At 64.6% G+C, this 23,558-nt stretch carries 20 protein-coding genes; 11 read left to right on the top strand and 9 right to left on the bottom strand.

What is annotated here, in order from left to right; genetic code table 11:
• Positions 1-17: 17 nt before the first annotated feature.
• A complete protein-coding gene (locus LMH93_RS10455; RefSeq protein ID WP_019751073.1) occupies positions 18-764 on the top strand; it encodes an enoyl-CoA hydratase-related protein in 747 nt (248 codons plus the stop codon).
• Positions 765-817: 53 nt separating this feature from the next.
• On the opposite strand, the gene LMH93_RS10450 is transcribed toward LMH93_RS10455, so the two are convergent.
• From LMH93_RS10450 to LMH93_RS10440, 3 genes are read right to left on the bottom strand one after another with little or no spacing between them, the layout of a single operon-like run.
• A complete protein-coding gene (locus tag LMH93_RS10450; protein ID WP_230065133.1) occupies positions 818-1,876 on the bottom strand; it encodes a lipocalin-like domain-containing protein in 1,059 nt (352 codons plus the stop codon).
• Complete coding sequence (locus LMH93_RS10445) at positions 1,866-4,325, bottom strand: ABC transporter permease (RefSeq protein ID WP_230065132.1); 2,460 nt, start codon at positions 4,323-4,325, stop codon at positions 1,866-1,868. Before LMH93_RS10445 ends, LMH93_RS10450 begins: the two co-directional genes overlap by 11 nt.
• Entirely contained in the window at positions 4,325-4,990 is a 666-nt protein-coding gene (locus tag LMH93_RS10440; RefSeq protein ID WP_230065131.1) for an ABC transporter ATP-binding protein, read from the bottom strand. The genes LMH93_RS10445 and LMH93_RS10440 overlap by 1 nt, the downstream gene beginning before the upstream one ends.
• Before the next feature lie 279 nt (positions 4,991-5,269).
• On the opposite strand from LMH93_RS10440, the gene LMH93_RS10435 reads away from it, so the two are divergent.
• Both LMH93_RS10435 and LMH93_RS10430 read left to right on the top strand, forming a co-directional pair.
• On the top strand, positions 5,270-6,337 hold the full coding sequence (locus LMH93_RS10435) for an aromatic ring-hydroxylating oxygenase subunit alpha (protein ID WP_003256145.1): 1,068 nt from the start codon (positions 5,270-5,272) through the stop codon (positions 6,335-6,337).
• A gap of 12 nt (positions 6,338-6,349) precedes the next feature.
• On the top strand, positions 6,350-7,300 hold the full coding sequence (locus LMH93_RS10430; RefSeq protein ID WP_060538025.1) for a PDR/VanB family oxidoreductase: 951 nt from the start codon (positions 6,350-6,352) through the stop codon (positions 7,298-7,300).
• A 6-nt stretch (positions 7,301-7,306) separates the two neighbouring features.
• Here LMH93_RS10430 and LMH93_RS10425 read toward each other — a convergent pair whose 3' ends face one another.
• From LMH93_RS10425 to LMH93_RS10415, 3 genes are all read right to left on the bottom strand, one after another.
• Entirely contained in the window at positions 7,307-8,020 is a 714-nt protein-coding gene (locus LMH93_RS10425) for a GntR family transcriptional regulator (protein ID WP_003256147.1), read from the bottom strand.
• Between the two features lie 546 nt (positions 8,021-8,566).
• Positions 8,567-9,820, bottom strand: coding sequence for an OprD family porin (locus LMH93_RS10420; protein WP_230065130.1), 1,254 nt, complete (start codon positions 9,818-9,820; stop codon positions 8,567-8,569).
• Positions 9,821-9,922: 102 nt separating this feature from the next.
• Positions 9,923-11,263: an MFS transporter gene (locus LMH93_RS10415; protein WP_230065129.1), complete on the bottom strand. Its 1,341-nt coding sequence runs from the start codon at positions 11,261-11,263 to the stop codon at positions 9,923-9,925.
• Between the two features lie 561 nt (positions 11,264-11,824).
• Between LMH93_RS10415 and mrdA the strand changes: the two genes are divergently transcribed.
• Positions 11,825-13,720: a penicillin-binding protein 2 gene (mrdA, locus tag LMH93_RS10410; RefSeq protein WP_108190622.1), complete on the top strand. Its 1,896-nt coding sequence runs from the start codon at positions 11,825-11,827 to the stop codon at positions 13,718-13,720.
• 42 nt (positions 13,721-13,762) lie between these two features.
• Here the strand turns inward: mrdA and LMH93_RS10405 are convergent, their stop codons facing one another.
• A complete protein-coding gene (locus LMH93_RS10405) occupies positions 13,763-14,389 on the bottom strand; it encodes a glutathione S-transferase family protein (RefSeq protein ID WP_012051960.1) in 627 nt (208 codons plus the stop codon).
• Between the two features lie 281 nt (positions 14,390-14,670).
• Here LMH93_RS10405 and LMH93_RS10400 point away from each other — a divergent pair, with 281 nt between their 5' ends.
• The gene (locus LMH93_RS10400; protein WP_003256154.1) at positions 14,671-14,988 is read left to right on the top strand and encodes a DUF2388 domain-containing protein; all 318 of its coding nucleotides are present in this window, start codon (positions 14,671-14,673) and stop codon (positions 14,986-14,988) included.
• A gap of 60 nt (positions 14,989-15,048) precedes the next feature.
• On the opposite strand, the gene glcC is transcribed toward LMH93_RS10400, so the two are convergent.
• Positions 15,049-15,813, bottom strand: coding sequence for a transcriptional regulator GlcC (gene glcC, locus LMH93_RS10395; protein ID WP_003256156.1), 765 nt, complete (start codon positions 15,811-15,813; stop codon positions 15,049-15,051).
• 194 nt (positions 15,814-16,007) lie between these two features.
• Between glcC and glcD the strand changes: the two genes are divergently transcribed.
• The 6 genes from glcD (at position 16,008) to pdxR (ending at position 22,198) form a co-directional block, all read left to right on the top strand.
• Positions 16,008-17,507: a glycolate oxidase subunit GlcD gene (glcD, locus tag LMH93_RS10390; protein WP_003256158.1), complete on the top strand. Its 1,500-nt coding sequence runs from the start codon at positions 16,008-16,010 to the stop codon at positions 17,505-17,507.
• Positions 17,507-18,559, top strand: coding sequence for a glycolate oxidase subunit GlcE (gene glcE, locus LMH93_RS10385; RefSeq protein ID WP_230065128.1), 1,053 nt, complete (start codon positions 17,507-17,509; stop codon positions 18,557-18,559). The genes glcD and glcE overlap by 1 nt, the downstream gene beginning before the upstream one ends.
• 9 nt (positions 18,560-18,568) lie before the next feature.
• On the top strand, positions 18,569-19,804 hold the full coding sequence (gene glcF / locus LMH93_RS10380; RefSeq protein WP_185279509.1) for a glycolate oxidase subunit GlcF: 1,236 nt from the start codon (positions 18,569-18,571) through the stop codon (positions 19,802-19,804).
• Positions 19,797-20,195 (top strand): heme-binding protein, encoded by a 399-nt coding sequence (locus LMH93_RS10375; protein ID WP_003256164.1) that lies wholly within the window; start codon positions 19,797-19,799, stop codon positions 20,193-20,195. Before glcF ends, LMH93_RS10375 begins: the two co-directional genes overlap by 8 nt.
• A 139-nt stretch (positions 20,196-20,334) precedes the next feature.
• Positions 20,335-20,673 carry a hypothetical protein gene (locus LMH93_RS10370; protein WP_004576022.1) on the top strand — a complete coding sequence of 113 codons (339 nt, stop codon included), beginning with the start codon at positions 20,335-20,337 and terminating at the stop codon, positions 20,671-20,673.
• A 91-nt stretch (positions 20,674-20,764) separates the two neighbouring features.
• Positions 20,765-22,198, top strand: a complete 1,434-nt coding sequence (gene pdxR / locus LMH93_RS10365; protein ID WP_014756217.1) for a MocR-like pyridoxine biosynthesis transcription factor PdxR — start codon at positions 20,765-20,767, stop codon at positions 22,196-22,198.
• On the opposite strand, the gene LMH93_RS10360 is transcribed toward pdxR, so the two are convergent.
• Positions 22,191-23,387 (bottom strand): CynX/NimT family MFS transporter, encoded by a 1,197-nt coding sequence (locus tag LMH93_RS10360; protein WP_070095771.1) that lies wholly within the window; start codon positions 23,385-23,387, stop codon positions 22,191-22,193. The genes pdxR and LMH93_RS10360 overlap by 8 nt on opposite strands.
• Positions 23,388-23,558 lie beyond the last annotated feature (171 nt).

Here is a 23,558-nt window from a genome sequence, read left to right as displayed (position 1 = left end):
CAACAAAAGCGGCTGCCATGAACGACCTGATCACACGCGAACTGGACCAAGGCCTGCTGACCCTGGCCTTCAACCGCCCCGACAAGCTCAATGCCCTGAACACTGCCATGTACCAGCTGCTGGGCGACCTGTTGCTGGCGGCAGGTGAAGACCCTGCTGTCGATGCCATCATCATTACCGGTGGGCCGCACTGCTTCAGCGCTGGCAACGACCTTCGCGACTTCCTCGACAACCCGCCCAGCGACCTGGACAGCCCGGTGTTCCGCCTGATGCGGGTGGTCATGGGCCTGGACAAGCCGCTGATCGCAGCGGTCAGTGGTGCGGCGATCGGCATCGGGGCCACCCTGTTGCTGCACTGCGACCAGGTGCTGGTCAGCCGCTCGACCAAGCTGCGCATGCCTTTCGCACCGCTGGGTGTGTGCCCGGAGTTTGGTTCCAGCCTGCTGCTGCCGCGTGTGCTTGGCCAGGCCAGGGCGGCACGCTTGCTGCTGACCAATGCATTGCTGGATGGCGAACAGATGCTGGCCTGGGGGCTGGCCAATGAGCTGCATGAAAACGGCGAACAGTGCCTGGACGCTGCCCGCACACTGGCGCGGCAGCTGCAAGGCTACCCGCAGGCGGCACTGCGGATCAGCAAGCGGCTGCTCAAGGACAGCCAGCGGGCGGAGCTGGAGGCCACGGTGGCGCGGGAAAGCCGCCTGTTCATCGAGTGCTTGCGTACTGAAGAAGCGCGGGCCGTGCTGCGAGGGCTGATCAAGGATTGAAGGGCCTGGCGCGACCTTTGTGGGCGCAACTGTCTTGCGCAAACGTTGTTGCACTAGTACCCGGTCATCTCCAGATACCCGCGCCCGCCCGCACTCCCGTTCAAGCGTACCGGCCCTTCCCAATACGGGAACCGTGTCTGCATCCACGCCTGCGGCTCCACGGCATCGACCTGCACATCCACCCTATGCTCCGGCACTTGCACCCGCCAACGCGTGGGCACCTGCTTGCCGTTTTTCTGCGCAGACCAGGCCAGGGCCTGCAGCTGGATCTGTGCGGCGTCAAGCGCCATCACGTCCCCGTGTGGCCCTACCCAGGTCCCGGCGCGATACGGTTCCCCGTGGGCCTCCCGTACCTGGAACAGCATCAGCTTGGCGCCACTGTCCAGGTGCAGGGAAAACCAGTCCCAGCCGGTCTGCCCGGGCGCCAGCGGCTGACTGCTCCATTCCCGGTCCAGCCAGGCCTGCCCGGTAACCGCGATGCACAGGCTGCCATGCTGGACGTGCCCCTGGACCTGGTAGAACGGCTGGCTGTAATAGTACGAAGCCTGGCCCTTGCCTGATTTTTCGCTGTAGCCCTGCTCCCCATGCAGCACCAAGGGAAGATCGCTGTGCAACTGCAAGTCATAGCGAAAACCGTCGCCACTTGCGACCATCTGTAGCTGTTCAATACCGCCCTGGCCCTGTAACACCCAGTCATTGATCCATGCACGAAACGGCTGGGCCTGCACGCCGGCCTGGCCGATACCCCCCCGCGCCAGGGTTTCAGCAGCCTGATGGCCACCCGGCCCGGTCAGTGCTGCATGCCCCATCCACAGGTTCGGGCTGTTCCAGCCGCTGGTCTCCGGGCCGGGGCGCAGGGCCGAGCGGAACAGTGTCCACTGGGCGCCCCAATCTCGGCCCTGGGTGTCCTTGAGGTTAGCGGTGACATACCACCACTCGATACGAAAGCCGTCGTGGGGACCGTGGTCATGCGGGAAGACCAGACGATGATCGCGGGTCACCTGGCTGAATTCGCCAGCCTGCTGCCCGAGCCCGGCATAGCTTTGCGGTGCTGGCTGATCACAGCCGCACAACAACAACCCGGTCAGCAACAGCCACGCATTAAGCTTCATCGGCCAACGGCCTCAACAGTTCGCGCGGCTGGCGGCGCGCCAGTTGCCACAGCGGCCAGGCGCAGGCCAGCAGGCTGGTGAACATGCCCAGCACGGTCAACTGCAGCAGTTGCATGGGGAACACATACAGCGGTAAGCGCCAGCCGAAGGCCTGCACGTTCACCACCGCGACCAGGCACCAGGCCAGCAGCAACCCAAGCGGGATTGCCAGCAGCACGGTGAAGCTGCTTAGCATGAGTGTCTGCCCCAGGCTCAGCCAGACCAGTTGCATGCGCCGCACCCCCAGCGCCCACAGCGGTGCCAACTGGCCCAGCCGGGCCTGGCCCAGGGTCAGCAGGTTGATGAACAACGCCACACCGGCCACGCCAAGGGTAAGGCTGTTGAGGGCTGCGGTGGCGGCAAAGGTGCGGTTGAAGACGTCGGTTGACCAGCGTTTCAGGCGCGCCTGCTCGACCACCCGGCTGTCATCCAGGGCAAAGTGCTGTTGCAGCGCGGCCTTGAGCACCGGCACCCGTTCAGCGCTCAGGTCGACACTCAAGCCGGCCAGGGTTGCCTGTGGCCAGTGGGCGCGCAACCAGCCGGCATTGACCAGTACATGCCCCTTGGGGTTGCCGTAATCGGCATAGATCCCCACCACGGGCAAGGCTGGCGTGTCTGCGGGCAACTGCAGGCTGTCGCCCAGTTGCAGGTTCAGTCGCCTGGCCAACTGCTCACTGAGCATCACGGCTTGTCCACTGGCCAGTTGCTGCCAGGCGCGCGAATGCTGTTCCAGCAATGGCCAGCGCGTTCCATAGGCGGGGTGATCGACAATGCCCTGCACTTGCACCGGCCAACCTTGCAGCTGCATGTCTGCGCGCCAGCCAGGCAGGACCACGCTGGCCACAGGTTGCTGCTTGAGCCACTCGACTATCTGCAAGCCTTGGGCCGTATCACGTGGGGTGACATACAGGTCGGCGGAGAGGCGCAGGTCAAGCCAACCGACAAACGTCTTGCGAAAACCCTCGGTCATGCTGCCCACGCCAACACTGGCAGCCAGCGCCAGCAAAAGGGCGACCAACGCCAGGCTCAAGGCTGGCAGTTGCTGGCGGCTGTCAGCCACGAACCATTGCGCCAAGGGCCGGTGGCAACGACGCGCCAGCCAGGCCAGTACCCGATCGAGCAAGGCCGGCAACAGCAGCGCCGCCGCCAGCAGCAACCCTGCCAGCATGCCGAACGCGCTAAGCAGGCCAGCCCCGAAGACACCACAGCCCAAGGCCAGCAACAGCAGCAGGCCCGCTAGCAAAGCCTGCCGTTGCAACCATGGCCCCTGCGCCAGTCGCCAGGCCTGGGGTTGCGCCAGCGCCAGCAAAGGCAACCGGGCAGCACGCATTACACTCTCCAGCCCTGCCAGCAATGCCCCGAGTACACTTACCAGCACACCCAGCAGCCACCACCCCGCCGGCAGGCTCAACGTACCGGCGACCTGGGCGCCATACAGACCACGCAGGCTGGCGGCCACGTCGGGCAACAGCCACGCGGCCAATGCGTAACCACTGACCACCCCGGCCAGCCCACCCACTGCCGCGAACAGGCCCAGCTCCAGCACCAGGGCACCCAGCAGGGTCTTCAGGCTCACGCCGCACGCGCGCAGGTTGCGGATCAGCCCACGGCGCTGCTCCAGCGCCAGACCGATCGCGGCGTGGGCGATGAACAAGCCGACAACGAACGCCAGCAGGCCGAGGGCGGTCAGGTTGAGGTGGAAACTGTCGGTGAGGCGCTGCAAGCCGCCATCGTCCTGCCGCGGCTGCAGTTCAAGGTGGCGGGCAATATCCGCAGGCAACGGCCCGGGCGTATCAGCCAGCAGCAGACGAGACAACTGCCCCGGTGCGTTCAGCAACGTCTGCGCGTGGCCGATGTCCACCACGATGACCCCGGGTGCCAACGCAGGCTGCAAAACCATAGGCGGCAGCAACTGCCCTTCACTGTCGCGGGTCGGCTGCCCGGGGCTTGTGTTCAGTTGACGCAAGGTGTCTGGCCCAACCCAGGCTTGCCCGGGCGTGCCGATGAACGCTTGCAGGTCGAATGCCTGCACCTGCACCCCGGCAATGCTGCTGGCAGGCGGCAGGCTCAACGGCTCGATGCCGATCAGTCGCACACTGCGTGCGGGCTCGCCCGGCAAGCGCAAGCGCCCTTCCAGCACCGGCGAAACAGCCCAGCCCAGCCTGCGCAGTTGCACGTACAACGCCTGATCGAAGCGCTCGCCATTGCGCGCGATCAGTTGCGCCTGCAGCGGCCCGGTCAATACCGCGCTGGCCCGGGCATAGTCGCTGCGTGCCTGGCTGTTCAACGCCTGCACACCGGTCCACAAGGCCGTGGCCAGCCACAGGCCAGTGAAGATGCTGAAGCACTGCACACGATGGCGCCGCCAGTGGCTGAGCAGCGCCAACAGGGCCAGCGACAAAAGCTTCATCAGCCCTGCTCGGGCCGCACACGGCCGGCCTGCAGGTAGCAACGGCGCTGCAAACGCGCCGCCAGCCGCGGGCTGTGGGTCACCATCAGTACCCCGCTGCCGGCTTCGGCGACCAACTGCAACAACAAACTCAGCACCTCGTCACTGCTGGCCTCATCAAGGCTGCCGGTCGGTTCGTCAGCCAACAGCCAGACCGGGCGCCCGGCAAGCGCACGGCCGATGGCGACCCGCTGCTGCTGGCCGCCAGACAGTTGTTCCGGGTAACGCTCAAGCAGGTCCGCCAGGCCCAGGCGCTGCGCCAGGTAAGCCGCCCAATGCGGGTCATGCCGCCCGGCGAGGCGGGCCTGGAACGTAAGGTTCAGGCCCACGTCCAGGCTGCTGATCAGGTTGTACTGCTGAAACACCAGGCCGATCCCCTCCCGCCGCCACTGCGCCAGCGACGCTTCCGACCGGCCATCGAGCGGAACATCGTCGATCAGAATACGGCCGCTGTCCGCTCGGTCCAGGCCAGCCACCAGGTGCAGCAAAGTGCTCTTGCCGCTGCCCGACTCGCCCATCAGCGCCAGGCTGCTGCCCCGCGCCAGGCGCATGTCCACCCCCTGCAATATGGGGAGCGGGCCTTGGGGGGTGGGGAATGATTTGTAGAGTTGTTCGATGGCTAGCATCGAGTGGCCTTGATGGGTGGGGTGTCCCTTTAGGCATAGCAGGTTCGGCCAAGCCTGCTGCTGCACCGGCCGCATTGATCGATCTCGCCGGTGCCTTCCTGTTCAGACGACGTGCTGCTGCAGCCGCCCGCTCGAATTGCAGGGCGCCCATCAATGGATCCACTAAAAACCGATAATCGCACAGAATACGCATCTCTCAAGTAAAATGCATTGACCTCGCACGCCAGTCACAGCCTTAATGGATCCATTAAATAAAAACAAAACCCCGGAGAGCCTCCCATGTACCCTAAAAACACCTGGTACGTCGCCTGCACACCCGACGAAATCGCCACCAAACCCCTGGGCCGGCAGATCTGCGGGGAAAAAATCGTGTTCTACCGCGCCCGAGAGAACCAAGTCGCCGCCGTCGAGGACTTCTGCCCGCACCGCGGCGCCCCGTTGTCGTTGGGCTATGTCGAGGACGGCAACCTGGTGTGCGGCTACCACGGCCTGGTGATGGGTTGCGACGGCAAGACCGTGTCGATGCCGGGCCAACGGGTGCGTGGCTTCCCCTGCAACAAGACCTTTGCGGCCGTCGAGCGCTATGGCTTCATCTGGGTCTGGCCCGGTGACCAGGCGCAGGCCGACCCGGCGCTGATTCCGCATCTGGAATGGGCGGTGAATGATGAGTGGGCCTACGGCGGCGGGCTGTTCCACATCGGTTGCGACTACCGCCTGATGATCGACAACCTCATGGACCTCACCCATGAAACCTATGTGCACGCGTCCAGCATCGGCCAGAAGGAGATCGACGAGGCACCGCCGGTCACCACCGTCACCGGCGACGAAGTGGTCACCGCCCGGCACATGGAAAACCTCATGGCGCCGCCGTTCTGGCGCATGGCCTTGCGTGGCAACGGCCTGGCCGACGATGTACCGGTGGACCGCTGGCAGATCTGCCGTTTCACCCCACCTAGCCATGTGCTGATCGAAGTGGGTGTAGCGCATGCCGGCAAGGGCGGCTACCACGCCGAGGCACAGCACAAGGCATCGAGCATCGTCGTCGACTTCATCACCCCGGAAAGCGACACCTCGATCTGGTACTTCTGGGGCATGGCGCGCAATTTCGCTGCGCACGACCAGACCCTGACCGACAACATTCGTGAGGGCCAGGGCAAGATTTTCAGCGAAGACCTGGAAATGCTCGAACGCCAGCAGCAAAACCTGCTGGCCTACCCCGAGCGCAACTTGCTGAAGCTGAACATCGATGCCGGCGGCGTGCAGTCACGCAAAGTGCTGGAGCGGATCATCGCCAAAGAGCGGGCGCCGCAGCCGCAACTGATCGCCACCAGCGCCACCCCTGCCTGAGGAACAGCCGACATGATCGATGCCGTAGTGGTATCCCGTAACGATGAAGCGCAGGGTATCTGCAGCTTCGAGCTGGCAGCGGCAGATGGCAGCCTGCTGCCGGCGTTCAGCGCCGGCGCCCATATCGACGTGCACCTGCCCGACGGGCTGGTGCGCCAGTATTCGCTGTGCAACCACCCCGAAGAACGCCATCGCTATCTGATAGGCGTGCTCAACGACCCGGCTTCGCGGGGCGGCTCACGTAGCCTGCACGAGCAGGTGCAGGCCGGTGCCCGGCTGCGTATCAGTGCGCCGCGCAACCTGTTCCCGCTGGCCGAGGGGGCGCAGCGCAGTGTGCTGTTTGCCGGCGGCATCGGCATTACCCCAATCCTGTGCATGGCCGAGCAGCTGTCCCACTGCGGCCAGGCCTTCGAGTTGCACTACTGTGCCCGCTCCAGCGAGCGGGCGGCGTTTATCGAGCGGATTCGCAGCGCGCCGTTCGCTGATCGGCTGTTCGTGCATTTTGACGAGCAGCCGGAAACGGCGCTGGACATCGCCCAGGTGCTGGGCAACCCGCAAACTGATGTGCACCTGTATGTATGCGGGCCCGGCGGGTTCATGCAGCATGTGCTGGACAGCGCGAAGGGGCTGGGCTGGCAGGAGGCCAACCTGCACCGCGAGTACTTCGCCGCAGCACCGGTGGATGCCAGCAACGATGGCAGTTTCTCGGTGCAGGTGGGCAGCACGGGCCAGGTGTTCGAGGTGCCAGCCGACCGGACCGTAGTGCAGGTGCTGGAAGAGAACGGTATCGAGATCGCCATGTCGTGCGAGCAGGGTATTTGCGGCACCTGCCTGACACGCGTGCTGCAGGGCACACCGGACCATCGCGATCTGTTTCTCACTGAAGAGGAACAGGCCCTGAACGATCAGTTCACGCCCTGCTGCTCGCGCTCGAAGACGCCGCTGCTGGTGCTGGACATCTGAACCGGCTTACGACGAGGGCAGGATGACTTTCATGCCCGCATCCGCCGCTGCCCCGCCAAAGGTTTCGGCATAGCGCAAGGTGGCATTGGCGTGCTCGCGCATGATCGCTTCGGCGCGGGCACCCTGGCGGTTGACCAGGGCGTCGAACACGGCGTGGTGCTGCATATGGGCGAAGTTGAAGCGCCGGTACTCGCGAGCCAGGTCATGGCGGTCCACCGCCAGTGCGGTGACCGAGGCGAATGGTAGGTGGTCGTTGCGCGCCAGGGCAACGGCAATGGCCGGGTTGTGGCTGGCGTCGATGATCACCTGATGAAAGCGCATGTTCAGGTCGTGATAGACCTGCAAGTCGTCTTCGCTCACAAAGCCCTTGTCGAACAGCTGATCGCCGTCGACCAGGCACTGTTGCAGCGCAGCGCGTGCTTGCACCGACAAGCCACGTTCTGCAGCCTGACGCGCCGCCAACCCCTCCAGCACACCACGCACCTCGACCGCACCCGCGATGTCATCGGCGCTGACCGAACGCACCTGAAACCCCCGGCCACCAAAGCGCACCAGCAGGCCTTCCTGTTCGAGGGTGCGAAATGCCATGCGCACCGGCATGCGTGAAACGCCGAACAGTTCGGCGGTTGGGACTTCCATCAAGCGCTCGCCGGCCGCCAGCTCGCCCGAAGCGATCATCTTGCGCAACGCAACCAGCACCATCTGACCGGGTTTGCTCATCCAGGCGACTTCCAAAGACATGAGCGGGCATCTTAGCGCAAGCCGTGGGGTTGCTGCTGACCTGTTGTAGGAGCGGGTTTACCCGCGAAGCAGGCAACGCGGAACATGGCACCGGCGTTGCCGGTGTTCGCGGGTGAACCCGCTCCTACGGGGGGCGCGCGCCAAGAAACCAACCTGTCTCAAGATATGCGCCGTAAATGTAGGAGCGGGTTTACCCGCGAAGCAGGCGACGCGGTGCATGGCACCGGCGTTGCCGGTGTTCGCGGGTGAACCCGCTCCTACGGGGGGCGCGCGCCAAGAAACCAACCTGGCGCAAGACATGCGCCGTAGATGTAGGAGCGGGTTTACCCGCGAAGCAGGCAACGCGGTGCATGGCACCGGCTGCGCCGGTGTTCGCGGGTGAACCCGCTCCTACGGGGAGAGCGCGCGCCAAGAAACCAACCTGTCTCAAGACATGCGCCGTAAATGTAGGAGCGGGTTTACCCGCGAAGCAGGCAACACGGAACATGGCACCGGCTGCGCCGGTGTTCGCGGCTGAACCCGTTCCTACAAGGTCAGCGGGTAGCTGACGATCAGTCGCGTCTGGTCGAAGTCGCTGTTGAAGCTGCGCCGGTTGGTCGCGTTGTTCAGCCGGATGTTGAGGTTCTTCAATAACCCACTCTGGAAGGTGTAGTTCACCTCGGTATCGCGCTCCCACTCCTTGCCATTGCTGCCCGCCGCCGTGGTGGCGTTCTCGCCATGCCCGTACCGCACCATGGCCAGCAGCCCTGGCACACCGAGCGCGGTAAAGTTGTAGTCGTAACGCACTTGCCACGAACGCTCGTCAGCATTGCTGAAGTTGCCGTTGAACATGTCGTTGCCCAGGGTTCGCCCACTGCTGCCGTACACCGACATCCACTGACTGTCGCCACTGACCTTCTGCAACCCCAGGTACAGCGTGTGGCCACTGTGCGAAGCTGACAACAAGGCGTAGCCGGTGCGGCTCTGGATGTCGCCGATGCGCGCCTGCCCGTCATCCCGGTCGATGAAGTAGCCAAGGTTGGCCCCCAACGTCCACTCCCCTACCCGCTGACTGTGCAGCAGGTTGAAGTAGCTTTGCTGGTAGATGTCCTCCAACTGCGAGTGCCAGGCGCCGATCAGTGTTCGCTGCTGGTTGAAGCGGTACTCGGCGCCGGCGTAGTTGAAGCCGTCCGAGGTGACCCCGGGCGCGGCCCAGGCAGACAGGTCCTGCATGTCCGAAGAGTGGCGCAGGCTCACCTCGCGGTACTGGCCGGCCTGCAGGCTCAGGCCTTCGATTTCCCGCGAGTCGAGCATGGCACCACGGAAGGTCTGCGGCAGCAGGCGGCCATCGTCGTAACGCAACAGCGGAATATCCGGCAACAATTCCCCCACCTTCAGCTCGGTCGCAGACATACGCAGCTTCGCCGCCAGCCCGGCCCGACCGTAGTCGTCGGCCGCTCGCCCGTCATCGTGCACCGGCAACAGTTCTGAGCCGCTGGTACCGCCGCCGCTGTCCAGCTTCACGCCGAACAGGGCGATACCATCCAGGCCAAAACCGATCAGCCCCGGGGTGTAGCCCGAGCTGAACTTGAAGATGAAACCCTGGGCCCATTCTTCAACCTTGCCCTTGGCGGCCCCCGGGTCGCGGAAATCGCGGTTGAAGTAGTAGTTGCGCAGTGTCAGCCCACCCTTGGCATCTTCAAAGAAGCCCCCCTCTTGCGCCCAGGCCGGCAAACCAAGGCCAAACGCCAGCGAAACTGCCAGGGCCGAACGGGCCAGCGTGCAAGTTGTGTCCATCATTATTATTGTTCTCCGCGTTCAATAGGCGCAGCAGACCGCCCCAGGCCAGCATGACCCGGAGCAGTAAGTTGCATTCAGATACCCGGCAAGGCCGGGTTGCACTCAGTGACTCAGTGCATCAGCAGGCAAGGCGGACGCAGGCTTTGTCGTTGGGCGCAACAGCAGCAGGCAACCCGCGGCAAGCACGAACACGCTGGCAAACACGCCGTACAGATGCAGGGGTTGCCAGCCACCATCGAGCAGCACGCCAGCCACGGTCGGCGACAGGATTGCGCCCATGCGGCCGATGCCGATCCCCCAACCCACGCCGGTGGCGCGTACCGATGCGTCATAGACCACCGGCGACAAGGCATACAGCCCAGCCACGCAGCCGTTGGAAAACAGCCCGATCAGCAGGCCCAACGCCAGCGCCGCAGTGACCGAGGCGCCATTGGCCACGAACAGCACCAGCAGCGCGGCGGTAATGAGCATGAACAACGCCAGCACGCGCGTCAGTGGCCAGCGCGAAGCCAGGCCGCCGATCAGCGCCGCGCCAAGGATGCCGCCCACGCTCAACAGCACCCCGCCGGTGATGCCTTGCTGGGCCGACAAGCCGGCGGCCACCAACAGTTTCGGCGTCCAGCTCATGACGAAGTAGAAGCCGAACATGACCAGGAAGAACAGCAACCAGATCACCAGCGTGGTGCGGCGCATGGCCGGCGCCAGCAGCTGCTTGAAACCGCTACTGGCACCTTCTGCCCGTGCGGCAACAGCCGGCAGTTGCGCCAATGCCGGCTGGCCGAGGCGCACAGCCAGGCGGTTGACCCGGGCCAGCGCATTGGCCGGCCGGCGTGCCAGCAGAAAGTCCAGCGACTCTGGCAACCACAGCAGTACCAGCGGGATTACCAGTACGGTGACGATGCCGCCAAACAGAAATACCGAGCGCCAGCCCCAATGCCCCAGCAGCCATACCGCCAGCAAACCGCCCAGGGTCGCACCCAGCGCATAGCCAGTGGACTGCAGGCTCACCGCCAAGCCGCGCCAGCGTTTGCTGGCATATTCACTGGCAATCACATTGCTGCTGGCCAGGATGCCACCGATGCCCAGCCCGGTCAGGCCACGCAGCAGCGCCAGTTGCAGCGGGCTCTGGCTCAGTGCCGAGAGCAGCATGCCGGTACCGGACAGCGCCAGGCACAGCAGGATCAGCGGGCGTCGGCCAAAGCGGTCAGCCCACGGCGCGATGAACAATGACCCGGCCGCCATACCGAACAAGCCGGCACTGAGCAGAAGCCCGACCTGCGCCCCATTCAGGCCCCACTCGGCAGACACCGAGGCGGCGGTGAAGGCCATGACCAGCACGTCGAAGCCATCGATCATGTTGAGGATGATGCAAATACCAATGGCCAGGTACTGAAAGCGCCCCATCGGGTCGTTGTCCAGACGTTGCTTGAGATCGGTATTCATGGGGTCACCTGCCGGCCAGGCTTGGCCACAGGCGAGAGGAACGATGCGCACGCGCAGGCGCAACGGGAGGAACCCTGACGGTTCAGTGCCGCTGGATAGCCATTCATGACTGGACCCTTTTTGTAATTGTTATCGCATACGGCAGGAGGGCTCCGGCCGTTGTCAGGCGCTAATCAACCAGATAATGGATCCACAAACAACGTTACGAAAGCACTGCCTATCAATCAGGCGCGACCAACCTCAGCTCATCGTTAGGAAAAATCATATTTTTTATAATTAAATTCAATAGGTTATAAATTTAAAACCAAAGAAACTTGATGTTCGATTAACGAACACAATCGAATTATGGATCCACAAACCATCAAAAACCACCCCTTGACTCACCACCATGACTACGCAATGAACAAATCTTCATGTTCCCCCTCAGCGCCCTGATCATGGGGCGCACAGCCGATGCCAGCCAGCCGGCAGCCGGGACTCGCCTTGAGGGTGCGGTGCGGGTTGCGTAGCATCCGCGACCCGATCGCGCGCGTATTGCCACCCCTCAGGATCGATTCACAGATGCCGCAACCCATCCCGTTAAAGGACCACGAAAAGGAAAAACACCTGGTCAACCGTCGGCTTCTGGCCTGCGCTGCCATGGTGTTCAGCCTGTGTGCTGTCCTGGTGGGCCGGCTCTATGTGCTGCAAGTGCTGCAGCACGACCAACAAACGGCCGTGTCGGAAAACAACCGCGTGCACGTGCTGCCCATCGCCCCCGAACGCGGGCTGATCTATGACCGCAACGGCGTGGTACTGGCCGACAACAAGCCCAGCTTCGACCTGACCATGACCCGCGAGCGATCAGGCGGCGATTCGGCCAAGGTGCTCGACACCCTGACGCAGGTGCTGGGCCTGACCGAAGACGACCGTAAGCAGTTCGACAAGGACCTGCGCCGTGGCCGCAAACCGTTCGAGCCCGTGACCCTTATGGTGGGCTTGAGCGAGGAGCAGATCGCCCTGGTAGCGGTGAACCAGTTCCGCCTGCCGGGCCTGGAGGTGGAGCCGCAGTTCATCCGCGAGTATCCACTGGCCGGGCATTTCGCGCATTCAGTGGGCTATGTGGGACGCATCAACGAGAAAGAAGCCAAGACGCTCGACAGCACGGAGTACCGCGGCACCCAATCGATTGGCAAGACCGGCATCGAGCGCTTTTACGAAAGCCAGCTGCATGGCCATGTGGGCTACGAAGAGGTCGAGACCAACGCTCAGGGGCGGGTGATGCGCGTGCTCAACCACAAGGACCCGACCCCAGGGCAGGATATAGTCCTCACCCTGGACGCCCATTTGCAGATAGCCGCAGAAAAAGCGCTGGGTGACCGCCGTGGCTCGGTGGTGGTATTGGACCCGGCCAATGGTGACGTACTGGCGATGGTCAGCAACCCCAGCTTCGACCCCAACCTGTTCGTCAAGGGCATCAGCTTCAAGCAGTATGCCGCGCTGCGCGACTCCATCGACCGCCCACTGTTCAACCGCGTCCTGCGCGGCCTGTATGCGCCTGGCTCGACCGTGAAGCCTGAAGTGGCCATCGCTGGCCTCGACAGCGGGGTGATCACCCCTGGCAGCCGGGTGTTCGACCCGGGCTACTACGAACTGCCCAACTATGACCACAAGTACCGCAACTGGAACCGCAGCGGCGACGGCTGGGTGGACATGTACACCGCCATCATGCGCTCCAACGACACCTACTTCTACGACCTGGCGCACAAGCTGGGTATCGACCGCCTGCACGACTACATGGCCGAGTTCGGCCTGGGCCAGAAGGTGTCGCTGGACATGTTCGAGGAAGCCTCCGGGCTGATGCCCTCGGCCGAGTGGAAGCGCGCCACACGACGCCAGGCCTGGTTCCCGGGCGAGACGCTGATCCTTGGCATTGGCCAGGGTTACATGCAGGTCACCCCCCTGCAGCTGGCCCAGGCCACCAGCCTGCTGGCAAGCAAGGGCGTGTGGCACCGCCCGCACCTGGCCATGACCGTGGGTGGCAATACGCCGATCGACCCAAACCCCATGCCCGACATCGTGCTACACGACAAGCATGCCTGGGACCAGGTCAGCCAGGGCATGCAGATGGTCATGCACGACCCGCGCGGCATTGCCCGCGCCGCAGCAGCAGGCGCGCAGTATCGGATCGCCGGCAAGAGTGGTACCGCGCAGGTGGTGGCGATCAAACAGGGTGAGCGTTACAACCGCAACAAGACCCTGGAGCGCCACCGCGACAACGCCCTGTTTGTCGGCTTTGCTCCGGCTGAGCACCCCAGTGTGGTGGTGGCGGTCATGATCGAGAACGGTGAGGCTGGAGGCCGGGTCGCAGGGCCGGTGGTGCGGGAAGTGATGGATGCTTATCTGCTGGATGAGCAAGGGCACCTGAAGCCGGAGTATGCGGGCGGCGCACCCACTCGGGGTGTGCCACACACATGATTTGGCGTAGCCGCTGTGCAGGCGGCTTTAGTCGCGAATGAGTCAGGATGCCGTGCGCGGCATCAGCTCATACGGGTGTTTCCACCCCGGCAGCGCCTGGATCCGGGCTTTCCAGGCCTCGATGTGCGTGAACGCTGCCAACGGGATACCGGTGTCTTCTGGCATGAACACATACCCCGCCAACGACAGGTCGGCAATGGTCAACCGGCCACCGACCATGAATGGCGTCTTCGCCAGGTGCGCGTCGACAATACGGTAAGCCGCCGTGGCACGCTCGCGCAGGAACCGCGTGACATCGGTTTCGCCGGTGTTTTTCAGGCAGAACAGGAAGCGCAGCGCAGCGTAATAGCTGGTGAATTTATGGTTGTCGAACAGCATCCAGCGCCAGATCTCACGCTTTTCATCTTCATCACGGGGCCCGAACTGGCCGGTCTGTTCGGCAAGGTATTCCAGAATCAGCGCAGACTGGGTGAAGCGCTTGCCAGCATGCTCCATCACCGGCACCTCGCCCTGCTCGTTCACCTCATCGCGCCAGGTTTGCTCACGCGTCTGGCCATGGAAGAAGTCGACGAACACCGGCTGCCAGTTCTGGCCGGTGAGTTCAAGCATGAGCGCAGCCTTGTAGGCGTTACCGGATTCGGCGAAGCAATGCAGCCTGTAGTCGGACATGGGCGAACCTTCAGTTTCCTTTGAATGATCGGCAGGGCGCTCTGCGGGTTTGCCCGCGAAGCCCCTCCACCCAAGCAAATCACGCGCGTCCCGACGCGGTCAATCCATGACGCGCTCCGTCGACACCTTGAGAACCGTGCGTTCAGCCATATCGTCAGCGGCAGGTTCACCTTCATCCCCGCCACGCTCCTGCCAGCAGAAGGGAACTACCCGAACGCCTCAACCGTCTTAGACACTGAGTGGTTTATTTCCCTGTGCTTCACGTTACTGGAGAACACGACATGCGCCACCTACTGCTCGCCCCTGCGCTGCTGCTCCTGATGCCTGCCGGTGCTGCCCTGGCCCGCGTCGATGCGGGCGACGTCGCCACCTCGGCCGGTATTTCCGCTTCGCTGTATTCGACCTTCAAGGATGACAAACGGATCATCCCGGCCCGTGACGAACTTTCAGCGTTCGTCGCCAGCGGCGGTGCCATCCGCGGCGCCTATGTGGAGTCGGCGCTTGAACAGGCCCGCAAGGACCATCCTGGGCTGCAGGCCAACGATGAAGAACTGGCCCGGGCCATCTTGTCGCAAGATGACCCCGTGGCTGACCATTGAGTAAACCTGTACCGGCCCTTTCGCGACGGTTCGACGCGAGAGGGCCGGCACAGGGCCGCTTCACCCCCAGCCATCCATACGCATGGTCGCCCTGACCAGGCGCTGCTCTTCCTGCTCGATCTCCCGCAAACTGTCGCGTATGCCGTTGATATGCTCACGCGCCGCCCGCTGCGCCTGCTCGGGCAGTTGCTCCATGACTGCGCGGTACAACCGCGCATGCTGCCGATCAATCTGGCGTTTCTGCGCTGGCCGGCAGTACAAGTTGTTGACCGACGCAAACACCGTGCTCAACGTCAGGTCACTGAGCGATTGCAGGGTATGCACCAGCACTGGGTTATGCGACGCCTCACTGATCGCCCGGTGAAAGGCATGGTCACGGCGGGCATGTTCACGGGCATCGAGCGCCTGCGCAGCCTCGTGCGCAGCCAGCATTTCTTCGTAGCGCCGGCGGATCAGCAGGCGGTCGACGTCGGTAGCCCGCAACGCTGCCAGCCGCGCCGACTCAGCCTCCAGCAACGCCCTGACCTCCAGCAGGTCGAACAGCGTGCGCGGTTGCGAACTGAACAGGTGCATTAAAGGCGTAGCACCCGCCTGCCCGGTGAGATCGGCGACGAACGAACCCCGCCCCTGTTCGGTGTCGATGATGCCACGCCCACGCAGAATGCGCAGGCCCTCGCGCAAGGCCGAACGTGAACAGCCAAGCTTTTCCACCAGCCGTCGCTCCGATGGCAGCGCCTGGCCCACCTTGAGCACGCCTTCGACGATAAGCCGCTCGACCCGTTCGGCCACCTGGTCGGCGACCTTGGCCTTGCCTTCAGTACCCACTGCGCACACCCCTGCTGGTAGGACCACTTTGACTTATAGCGCCAATCTAGCCAGACAGAACCGTGAATAAACAGTACTGCCCGAAGAAACTGGTAGGACCAGTCAACATCTCACTCGACCCCAAACGCTAGCACGCGCACGCTGCATCGGTGACCGCTTCGCCAACAACAACAAAAACCGTTGCGAGTGAGCCAATGAATATCCTGTACGACGAACGCGTCGATGGCGCGCTGCCCAACGTGGACCTGGCCGCCCTGTTGCAGGCGCTGCGCGATGCCCTGCCGGATCTTGAAATCCTGCACCGCGATGAAGACCTCAAACCGTACGAATGCGACGGCCTGTCGGCCTACCGCACCGTGCCACTGCTGGTGGCGCTGCCCGAGCGCCTGGAGCAGGTGCAGACGCTGTTGAAGCTTTGCCACCAGCGCGGCGTACCGGTGGTTGCGCGTGGCGCCGGTACCGGCCTGTCTGGTGGTGCCCTGCCGCTGGCCAAGGGCATCCTGCTGGTGATGGCGCGCTTCAACCGTATCCTCGAGGTCAACCCGCAGGGGCGTTACGCCCGCGTGCAGCCGGGCGTACGCAACCTGGCCATCTCCCAGGCCGCCGCACCCCATGGTATGTACTACGCACCCGACCCTTCCTCGCAAATTGCCTGCTCGATCGGTGGCAACGTCGCCGAAAACGCCGGTGGCGTGCACTGCCTCAAGTACGGCCTGACCGTACACAATGTGCTCAAGGTTGACATCCTTACGGTCGAGGGCGAACGCCTGAGCCTCGGCAGCGATGCCTTGGACAGCCCCGGCTTCGACCTGCTGGCATTGTTCACCGGCTCCGAAGGCATGCTCGGTATCGTCACCGAAGTCACTGTCAAGCTGCTGCCCAAGCCCCAGGTGGCGCGGGTGATACTGGCCAGTTTCGACAGCGTCGAGGACGCCGGCCGGGCAGTCGCCGACATCATCGCTGCCGGCATCATTCCTGGCGGCCTGGAGATGATGGACAACCTGGCGATCCGCGCCGCTGAAGACTTCATCCATGCCGGCTACCCGGTGGACGCGGCGGCGATCCTGCTGTGCGAACTGGATGGCGTGGAAGCCGATGTTCACGACGACTGCGCGCGCGTCGCCGCCGTGCTGACCCAAGCCGGGGCCCGCGAGGTGCGCCTGGCCTGCGACGAAGCCGAGCGCGTTCGCTTCTGGGCCGGGCGCAAGAACGCCTTCCCGGCCGTGGGGCGCATCTCCCCGGACTACTACTGCATGGACGGCACCATCCCGCGCCGCGAGTTACCACGGGTGCTCAAGGGCATCAGCGACCTGTCCGCGGAGTATGGCCTGCGGGTGGCCAATGTGTTCCATGCCGGCGACGGCAACATGCACCCTTTGATCCTGTTCGATGCCAACCTGCCCGGCGAGCTGGCGCGTGCCGAAGCGATCGGCGGCAAGATTCTGGAACTGTGTGTGAAGGTGGGCGGCAGCATCACCGGTGAACACGGCGTGGGGCGCGAGAAGATCAACCAGATGTGCGCGCAGTTCAACAGCGACGAAATTACCCTGTTCCACGCGGTGAAGGCCGCCTTCGACCCCCAGGGCCTGCTCAACCCCGGCAAGAACATTCCCACCCTGCACCGCTGCGCCGAATTCGGCGCCCTGCACGTGCACCAAGGGCAACTGCCCTTCCCCGAGCTGGAGCGCTTCTGATGAGCATGGAGCGCGACATGAGCCAGACGCTGTTGGAGCAGGTCAACCAGGCGCTGAACGAAGGTACGCCGCTGCGTATCCAGGGCAGCAACAGCAAAGCGATGCTCGGCAACCCGGTGGCCGGCGAAGTACTCGACACCCGCAACCACCGCGGCATTGTCAGCTACGACCCCACCGAGCTGGTACTCACGGCCCGCGCCGGTACCCCCCTGCGCGAGATCGAGGCCGCCCTGCACGAGGCCGGCCAGATGCTGCCCTGCGAACCACCCCACCTGGGCCCCGAGGCCACCTTGGGCGGCATGGTCGCGGCCGGGTTGTCTGGCCCGCGACGGCCGTGGGCCGGGTCGGTGCGCGACTTTGTACTGGGTACACGGGTGATCACCGGCCACGGCAAGCTGCTGCGATTTGGTGGCGAGGTGATGAAGAACGTCGCCGGCTACGATGTGTCACGCCTGATGGCGGGCAGCTTCGGATGCCTGGGGCTGCTGACCGAGGTTTCTTTGAAAGTGCTGCCACGGCCGCGCCTGTGCCTGAGCCTGCGCCTGCCGATGGGCCGCAATGAAGCGCTGGCCGAGCTGGCCGAATGGGGCCAGCAACCGCTCCCGATCAGCGCCGCCTGCCATGACGGCGAAACGTTGTACCTGCGCCTGGAAGGCGGCGAAGGGTCGGTGCAATCGGCACGCCAGCGGTTGGGGGGCGAAACGCTCGATAACCGCTTCTGGAGCGACCTGCGCGAGCAGCGCCTGGCGTTCTTTGCCGACGCCGCCCCCCTGTGGCGCCTGTCCGTACCCACCGTCACCGGCGAGCTGGACCTGCCCGGCCAGCAACTGATCGACTGGGGGGGTGCCCAGCGCTGGCTCAAGACCTGCGCACCGGCGCAGGCCATTCGCGACCAGGTCGCCAGGGTGGGCGGCCACGCCACCTGCTACGCCCCCGGTGCAGCCAGCAGCCCGCCACTGTCGGCTGCACTGATGCGCTACCACCGCGCCCTCAAGCAGCAGCTCGATCCCCAGGGGGTGTTCAACCCTGGTCGCCTGTACCCGGACCTGTGAGGCCAGCCCATGCAAACCAACCTTAGCGAAACCTCGCGCCGCCTGGCCCGCGCCGACGAAGCCGAGCGCATCCTGCGCACCTGCGTACATTGCGGCTTCTGCACCGCCACCTGCCCCACTTACCAGTTGCTGGGCGACGAACTGGACGGCCCGCGCGGGCGCATCTACCTGATCAAGCAGATGCTCGAAGGCGAGCCGGTCACCGCCAGCACCCAATTGCACCTGGACCGCTGCCTGACCTGCCGCAACTGCGAAACCACCTGCCCATCGGGGGTGAAGTACCACGACCTGCTGGACATCGGCCGCGCAGTGGTCGAGCAGCAGGTGCCACGCCCACTCGGCCAGCGCCTGTTGCGCCTGGGCCTGCGTGCGGTGGTGCCGCGCCCGGCACTGTTCAAGGCCCTGACCCGCAGCGGCCAGGCGCTGCGCCCGCTGCTACCGGCCTCACTCAAACGCAAGTTGCCGGCGCAGGTCACCACACCCGGCCAGCGTCCGGCAGTGCGCCATGCGCGCCGGGTACTGATGCTGGAAGGTTGCGTGCAGCCGGCCTTGTCACCCAATACCAATGCCGCGGCTGCGCGGCTGCTCGACCGTCTGGGCATCAGTGTGCAACCCATCCTGCAGGCCGGATGCTGTGGCGCGGTGGACTATCACCTGAATGCTCAGGAGCAAGGCCTGCAGCGGGCACGGCGCAATATCGACGCCTGGTGGCCCGCCATCGAAGCGGGTGCCGAGGCGATCGTGCAGACCGCCAGCGGCTGCGGTGCGTTTGTCCGCGACTATGGCCACCTGCTGGAGAAAGACCCCCATTACGCTGCCAAGGCGGCACGGGTCAGTGCACTTTCCCGCGATCTGGTGGAAGTCCTGCGCGATGAGCCGATCGAACAATTGGCCCTGTGCACCGAACAGCGCCTGGCCTTCCACTGCCCATGCACCCTGCAGCACGCACTGAAGCTGGGCGGCGCGGTAGAGGCGCTGCTGACACGGCTTGGCTTTACCCTGACCTCGGTGCCCGATGGCCACCTGTGCTGCGGCTCGGCAGGCACCTATTCGCTGACCCAACCTGAACTGTCACTGCAACTTCGCGACAATCGTCTGAACGCGCTGGAAAGCGGTAAACCGCACGTTATTGCCACGGCCAACATAGGCTGCCAGGCCCACCTCGATGGGGCTGGACGCACACCCGTGCGCCACTGGATCGAAATCGTCGAAGCCGCCTTGAACCCGGAGCCCGCCCATGCTTAGCAAGTTCGTTATCGGCCAGACCGAAATCGCCCGCGTACTGACCGCCGCCCGCCAGGAAGCCCAGGCCCGCCAATGGAGCGTGACCATCGTCGTGGTCGACGACGGCGGCCACCCACTGGCCCTGGAACGCCTGGACGGCTGCGCACCGGCCAGTGCCTACATCGCGATGGAAAAGGCCCGCACCGCCGCACTGGGGCGCAAAGAGACGCGGGATTATGAAGACATGGTCAATGGCGGCCGCACGGCCTTCGTGACCGCCCCCCTGCTGACCAGCCTTGAAGGTGGCGTGCCGCTGCGGGTGGAAGGCCAGGTGGTGGGCGCCATTGGTGTATCCGGCGTCAAATCCGAACAGGATGCCCAGGTGGCCAAGGCGGGGGCTGCTGCCTTGTAGACCCTGGGGTTCGACCACCGCCCAGCATCTTAAGACGTTTCCTACGCCGCCCTCAGAAGCGCCCTACTTGCTGCCTCTGCCCACAGAAAACATGATCGGCACTGGAGGACGCAAGGTCGCGATCCAGAGGAGGCTCCGCATGCACCCGTACGCCCGCCCCATCGCCGAACTGCGCAGCAGCCTGCGCGAAATGCTGGCCCATGACATGACCAACCCCGACAATGACCCGCACTTGTCGGGGGTCATGTTCTTCTGCGCCACCGATGAACATTCCCGGCAATTGATCGAACGCATCGAGTTGCTGGCCAGCGAGGTGTTCTTCGACGCGAACGGGCGGGCCATTTCAGAGCATATGAAAGCTTCGGCGGTTGAAGGCGTGCGCATCAAGCGCAACCGCAACGCGCCGGAGGATGAAACCGTGATACGCATTGCCCTGGCAGAAAAAGGCTATATCACCGTCAGCACCGCCCGGCTCTGAGCGGTTGGCTCGGCCTCTTCGTCGCCTGTGACAAGCACCTGAGTCGCAGCCGATCCGCTATCCTGAGCAATCCTCCGCTCCGGACCCGCCCATGGAACTGCACATTCGCCTGGAGGGCCGCAAAGGCCTGGCCGATCAGCTTTACCAGCAACTGCGCGACGGTATCGACAGCGGCCACCTGGCCGCCGGTACCCAACTGCCGCCCACCCGTCTGCTGGCTGAACAACTGGGCGTATCCCGCAAGACAGTGGCCGAGGCCTATTCGCGGCTGACCTACGATAACCTGCTCAGCGGCGTGGTCGGCCGTGGCACGTTCGTCACCCCACGCCATCCGCTGCGCAGTAACGAATCAGCCACCATACCCCTGGCTGGCGCCGCCTCCCTCGAGCGCTGGCAGCAGCGCGCCACCGTGCTCAGCCAACGCCAGGTGCAGGCGCCATCGCGCTATGACTTCGTCGGTGGTGCTTCGAGCAAGGCACAGTTCCCCTTCGACCAGTGGCGCAGTTGCCTGAACTACGCACTGCGCCGCAGCCAGCGCCACCCCGAGCGCCAATTCCCGGCCCAGGGCTTGCCGGAACTGCGCGAAGCCATTGCCCACCACATCGCCTACTCGCGCGGGGTGCACTGCAGCGCAGCCGACCTGCTGGTGTGCAACGGCGCCCAGCAGGCGCTGGACCTGATCGCCCGGGTGCTGGTCGAACCGGGCTGCCAGGTGGCCATGGAAGATCCTGGCTACCCACCGGCACGGCAATTGTTCCTGGCCCTGGGGGCACGCCTGCAATCGGTGCCGGTGGACGATGAGGGCCTGTGCGTGGAACAGATCGCCGATGGCACCCGGCTGATCTACGTCACACCCTCGCACCAGTTCCCGCTGGGCATGCCGATGAGCGAGCCACGCCGGCATGCCCTGCTTGCGCGGGCCGCCGAGCTGGGTGCACTGATCATCGAAGACGACTACGACTGTGAGTTCCGCTACCACGGGCCAGCCTCGGACGCGCTGCAGCGTCTGGACCGGCATGGGCTGGTCGCCTATGTCGGGACCTTTTCCAAGACTTTGCTGCCCGAGCTGCGCCTGGGCTATGCCGTATTACCACCTGCCGTACTGCAGGCCGCTTGCGTGGCCAAGCACCTTAGCGATTGGCACAGCCCGACCCTGCTGCAGTGGGCGCTGGCGCGCTTCCTTGGCGAAGGCCACCTGAACAAGCACATCCGCCGCTGCCACGAGGTCTACAGTGCACGCCGCGAGCGCATCCTGGCGCGCCTTGGCGGCGATCTGGCACCGTGGTTCAGCGCCATCCCCGCCAGCGCAGGCTTCCACCTCAGTGCCTTGGCTACGCCCGCAGTGGATGTGGAACTGTTGGCCAACCTCGCGCGCAAGGTAGAGGTCGGCCTGTATTCACTGGCACCCTTCTTCAGCGAGGCGCCGGTCCGCCCGGGGTTATTGATGGGCTTCGGCGCCATCGAACTGCTGGATATCGACCCGGCGCTGGACCGGGTACGCGATACCCTGCAACGCCTCAGTTGACCGGTGCGGCCCTGCCGGTTGCGGCCGGCCGGGCGATAGCCGCCGCATAGCCGCGCGGATTGAAGCACGCGGTCACCAGCAGCATTGCCATCACGGTCACGGTCAACAGCGTCCACGAAGCCTGGAAGTCGCCACTGACATCCCGCAGCCAACCCGTGATATACGGCACGATGCCGGTGATGATAAAGCCGATACCCTGTACGAACGCCGCCAGGCTGCCGGCCTCGGCAGGCGTTTTCAGGTGTTCCAGGGTCAACGTCAGGCACTGGCTGAAGCAGGCACCCAAGCCAAAGCCGATCATGGCGACCCAAAGCCCGGAAGCCGCCGCAGGTGCCAGCAAAAGCCCCAGGAAGCCCGCCAGCTGGATCGCCAGCGCCAGCCACAAACCCGGGCGCCTGTCGGCCCAACGTCGCAGCAGCAGCGGCAGGCCAAGCGCACCGAGCACCTGAAAGACGGTCATCAGGCCCACCAGGTCGGCACCGCCCTGAGCGCTGCCGCCGTGCTCGATGTGGTAAGCCGGCAACCAGGCCACCATGCTGGTGTAGCCGCCGTTGATCAGGCCGAAGTACAGGGCCAGCAACCACGCCCGGCGGGTGCCGAACCAGTGCCCGCCTGCGGCCCCAGACAGCTTTGGCGCCTCCTGCCTCGGCCGCAGCACGGCCCAGGCCAGCACCGCCAGCACGGCCGGGATCGCCCAAACGCCCAGGCCCGCCTGCCAGTAACCGAAATGGCCGCTGATGTGTGGACCGAGTACTGCCGCCAAGCCGCCGCCGCTCATCAGCGCCGCCGAGTACAGCCCCATCGCCCCGGCCAGACGGCCAGGGAACCAGCGGTTGACCAGCCCCGGCATCATGCCCTGCACCACCGCCACGCCCAGGCCGGCGACCAGCGCACTGGCGATCAGCGCCCAGGCACTGTCCAGTTGCAGGCGCCACAGGCAGGCCAAGGCAATGGCGGTCAGGCCCCCAAGCATGCCGCCGTGCTCGCTGACCCAGCGTCGCAGCCACGGTTGCAACAGGGGCACCAGGCCCATGCACAGCACCGGTAGCGCCGTCAGCAAGGCGGCCTGTTGGTAACCCAGGCCGGTGCTGGCGCGCATAGGTTCGAGTAACGGGCCGATACTGGTCAGGATCGGCCGCAGGTTCAACGCCAGCAGGATCACCAGCAACAGGTTCAGTACAGCGCTCATTGTGAGTCGGTTCTCTTTTAGCAGGAACTGGTCATTATCCCGGCTCGGCTGGCTTGGCAGAAATGAAGAGATTGGATGCAGGTCAGTGGCCACCTGAATGGACGATTGGCCTCCCGCTTATGCGCAAAATTGGCTATCGGGGTGGCCAATGAGCGGCGCTACAGTAGCGCC

Source organism: Pseudomonas sp. CIP-10, assembly GCF_020911845.1.
In the GTDB taxonomy this organism is placed as follows: Bacteria; Pseudomonadota; Gammaproteobacteria; order Pseudomonadales; family Pseudomonadaceae; genus Aquipseudomonas; species Aquipseudomonas alloputida.
Note: the sequence above shows the minus strand (reverse complement) of the source record. Positions and strands in the feature narration are given on the sequence as shown.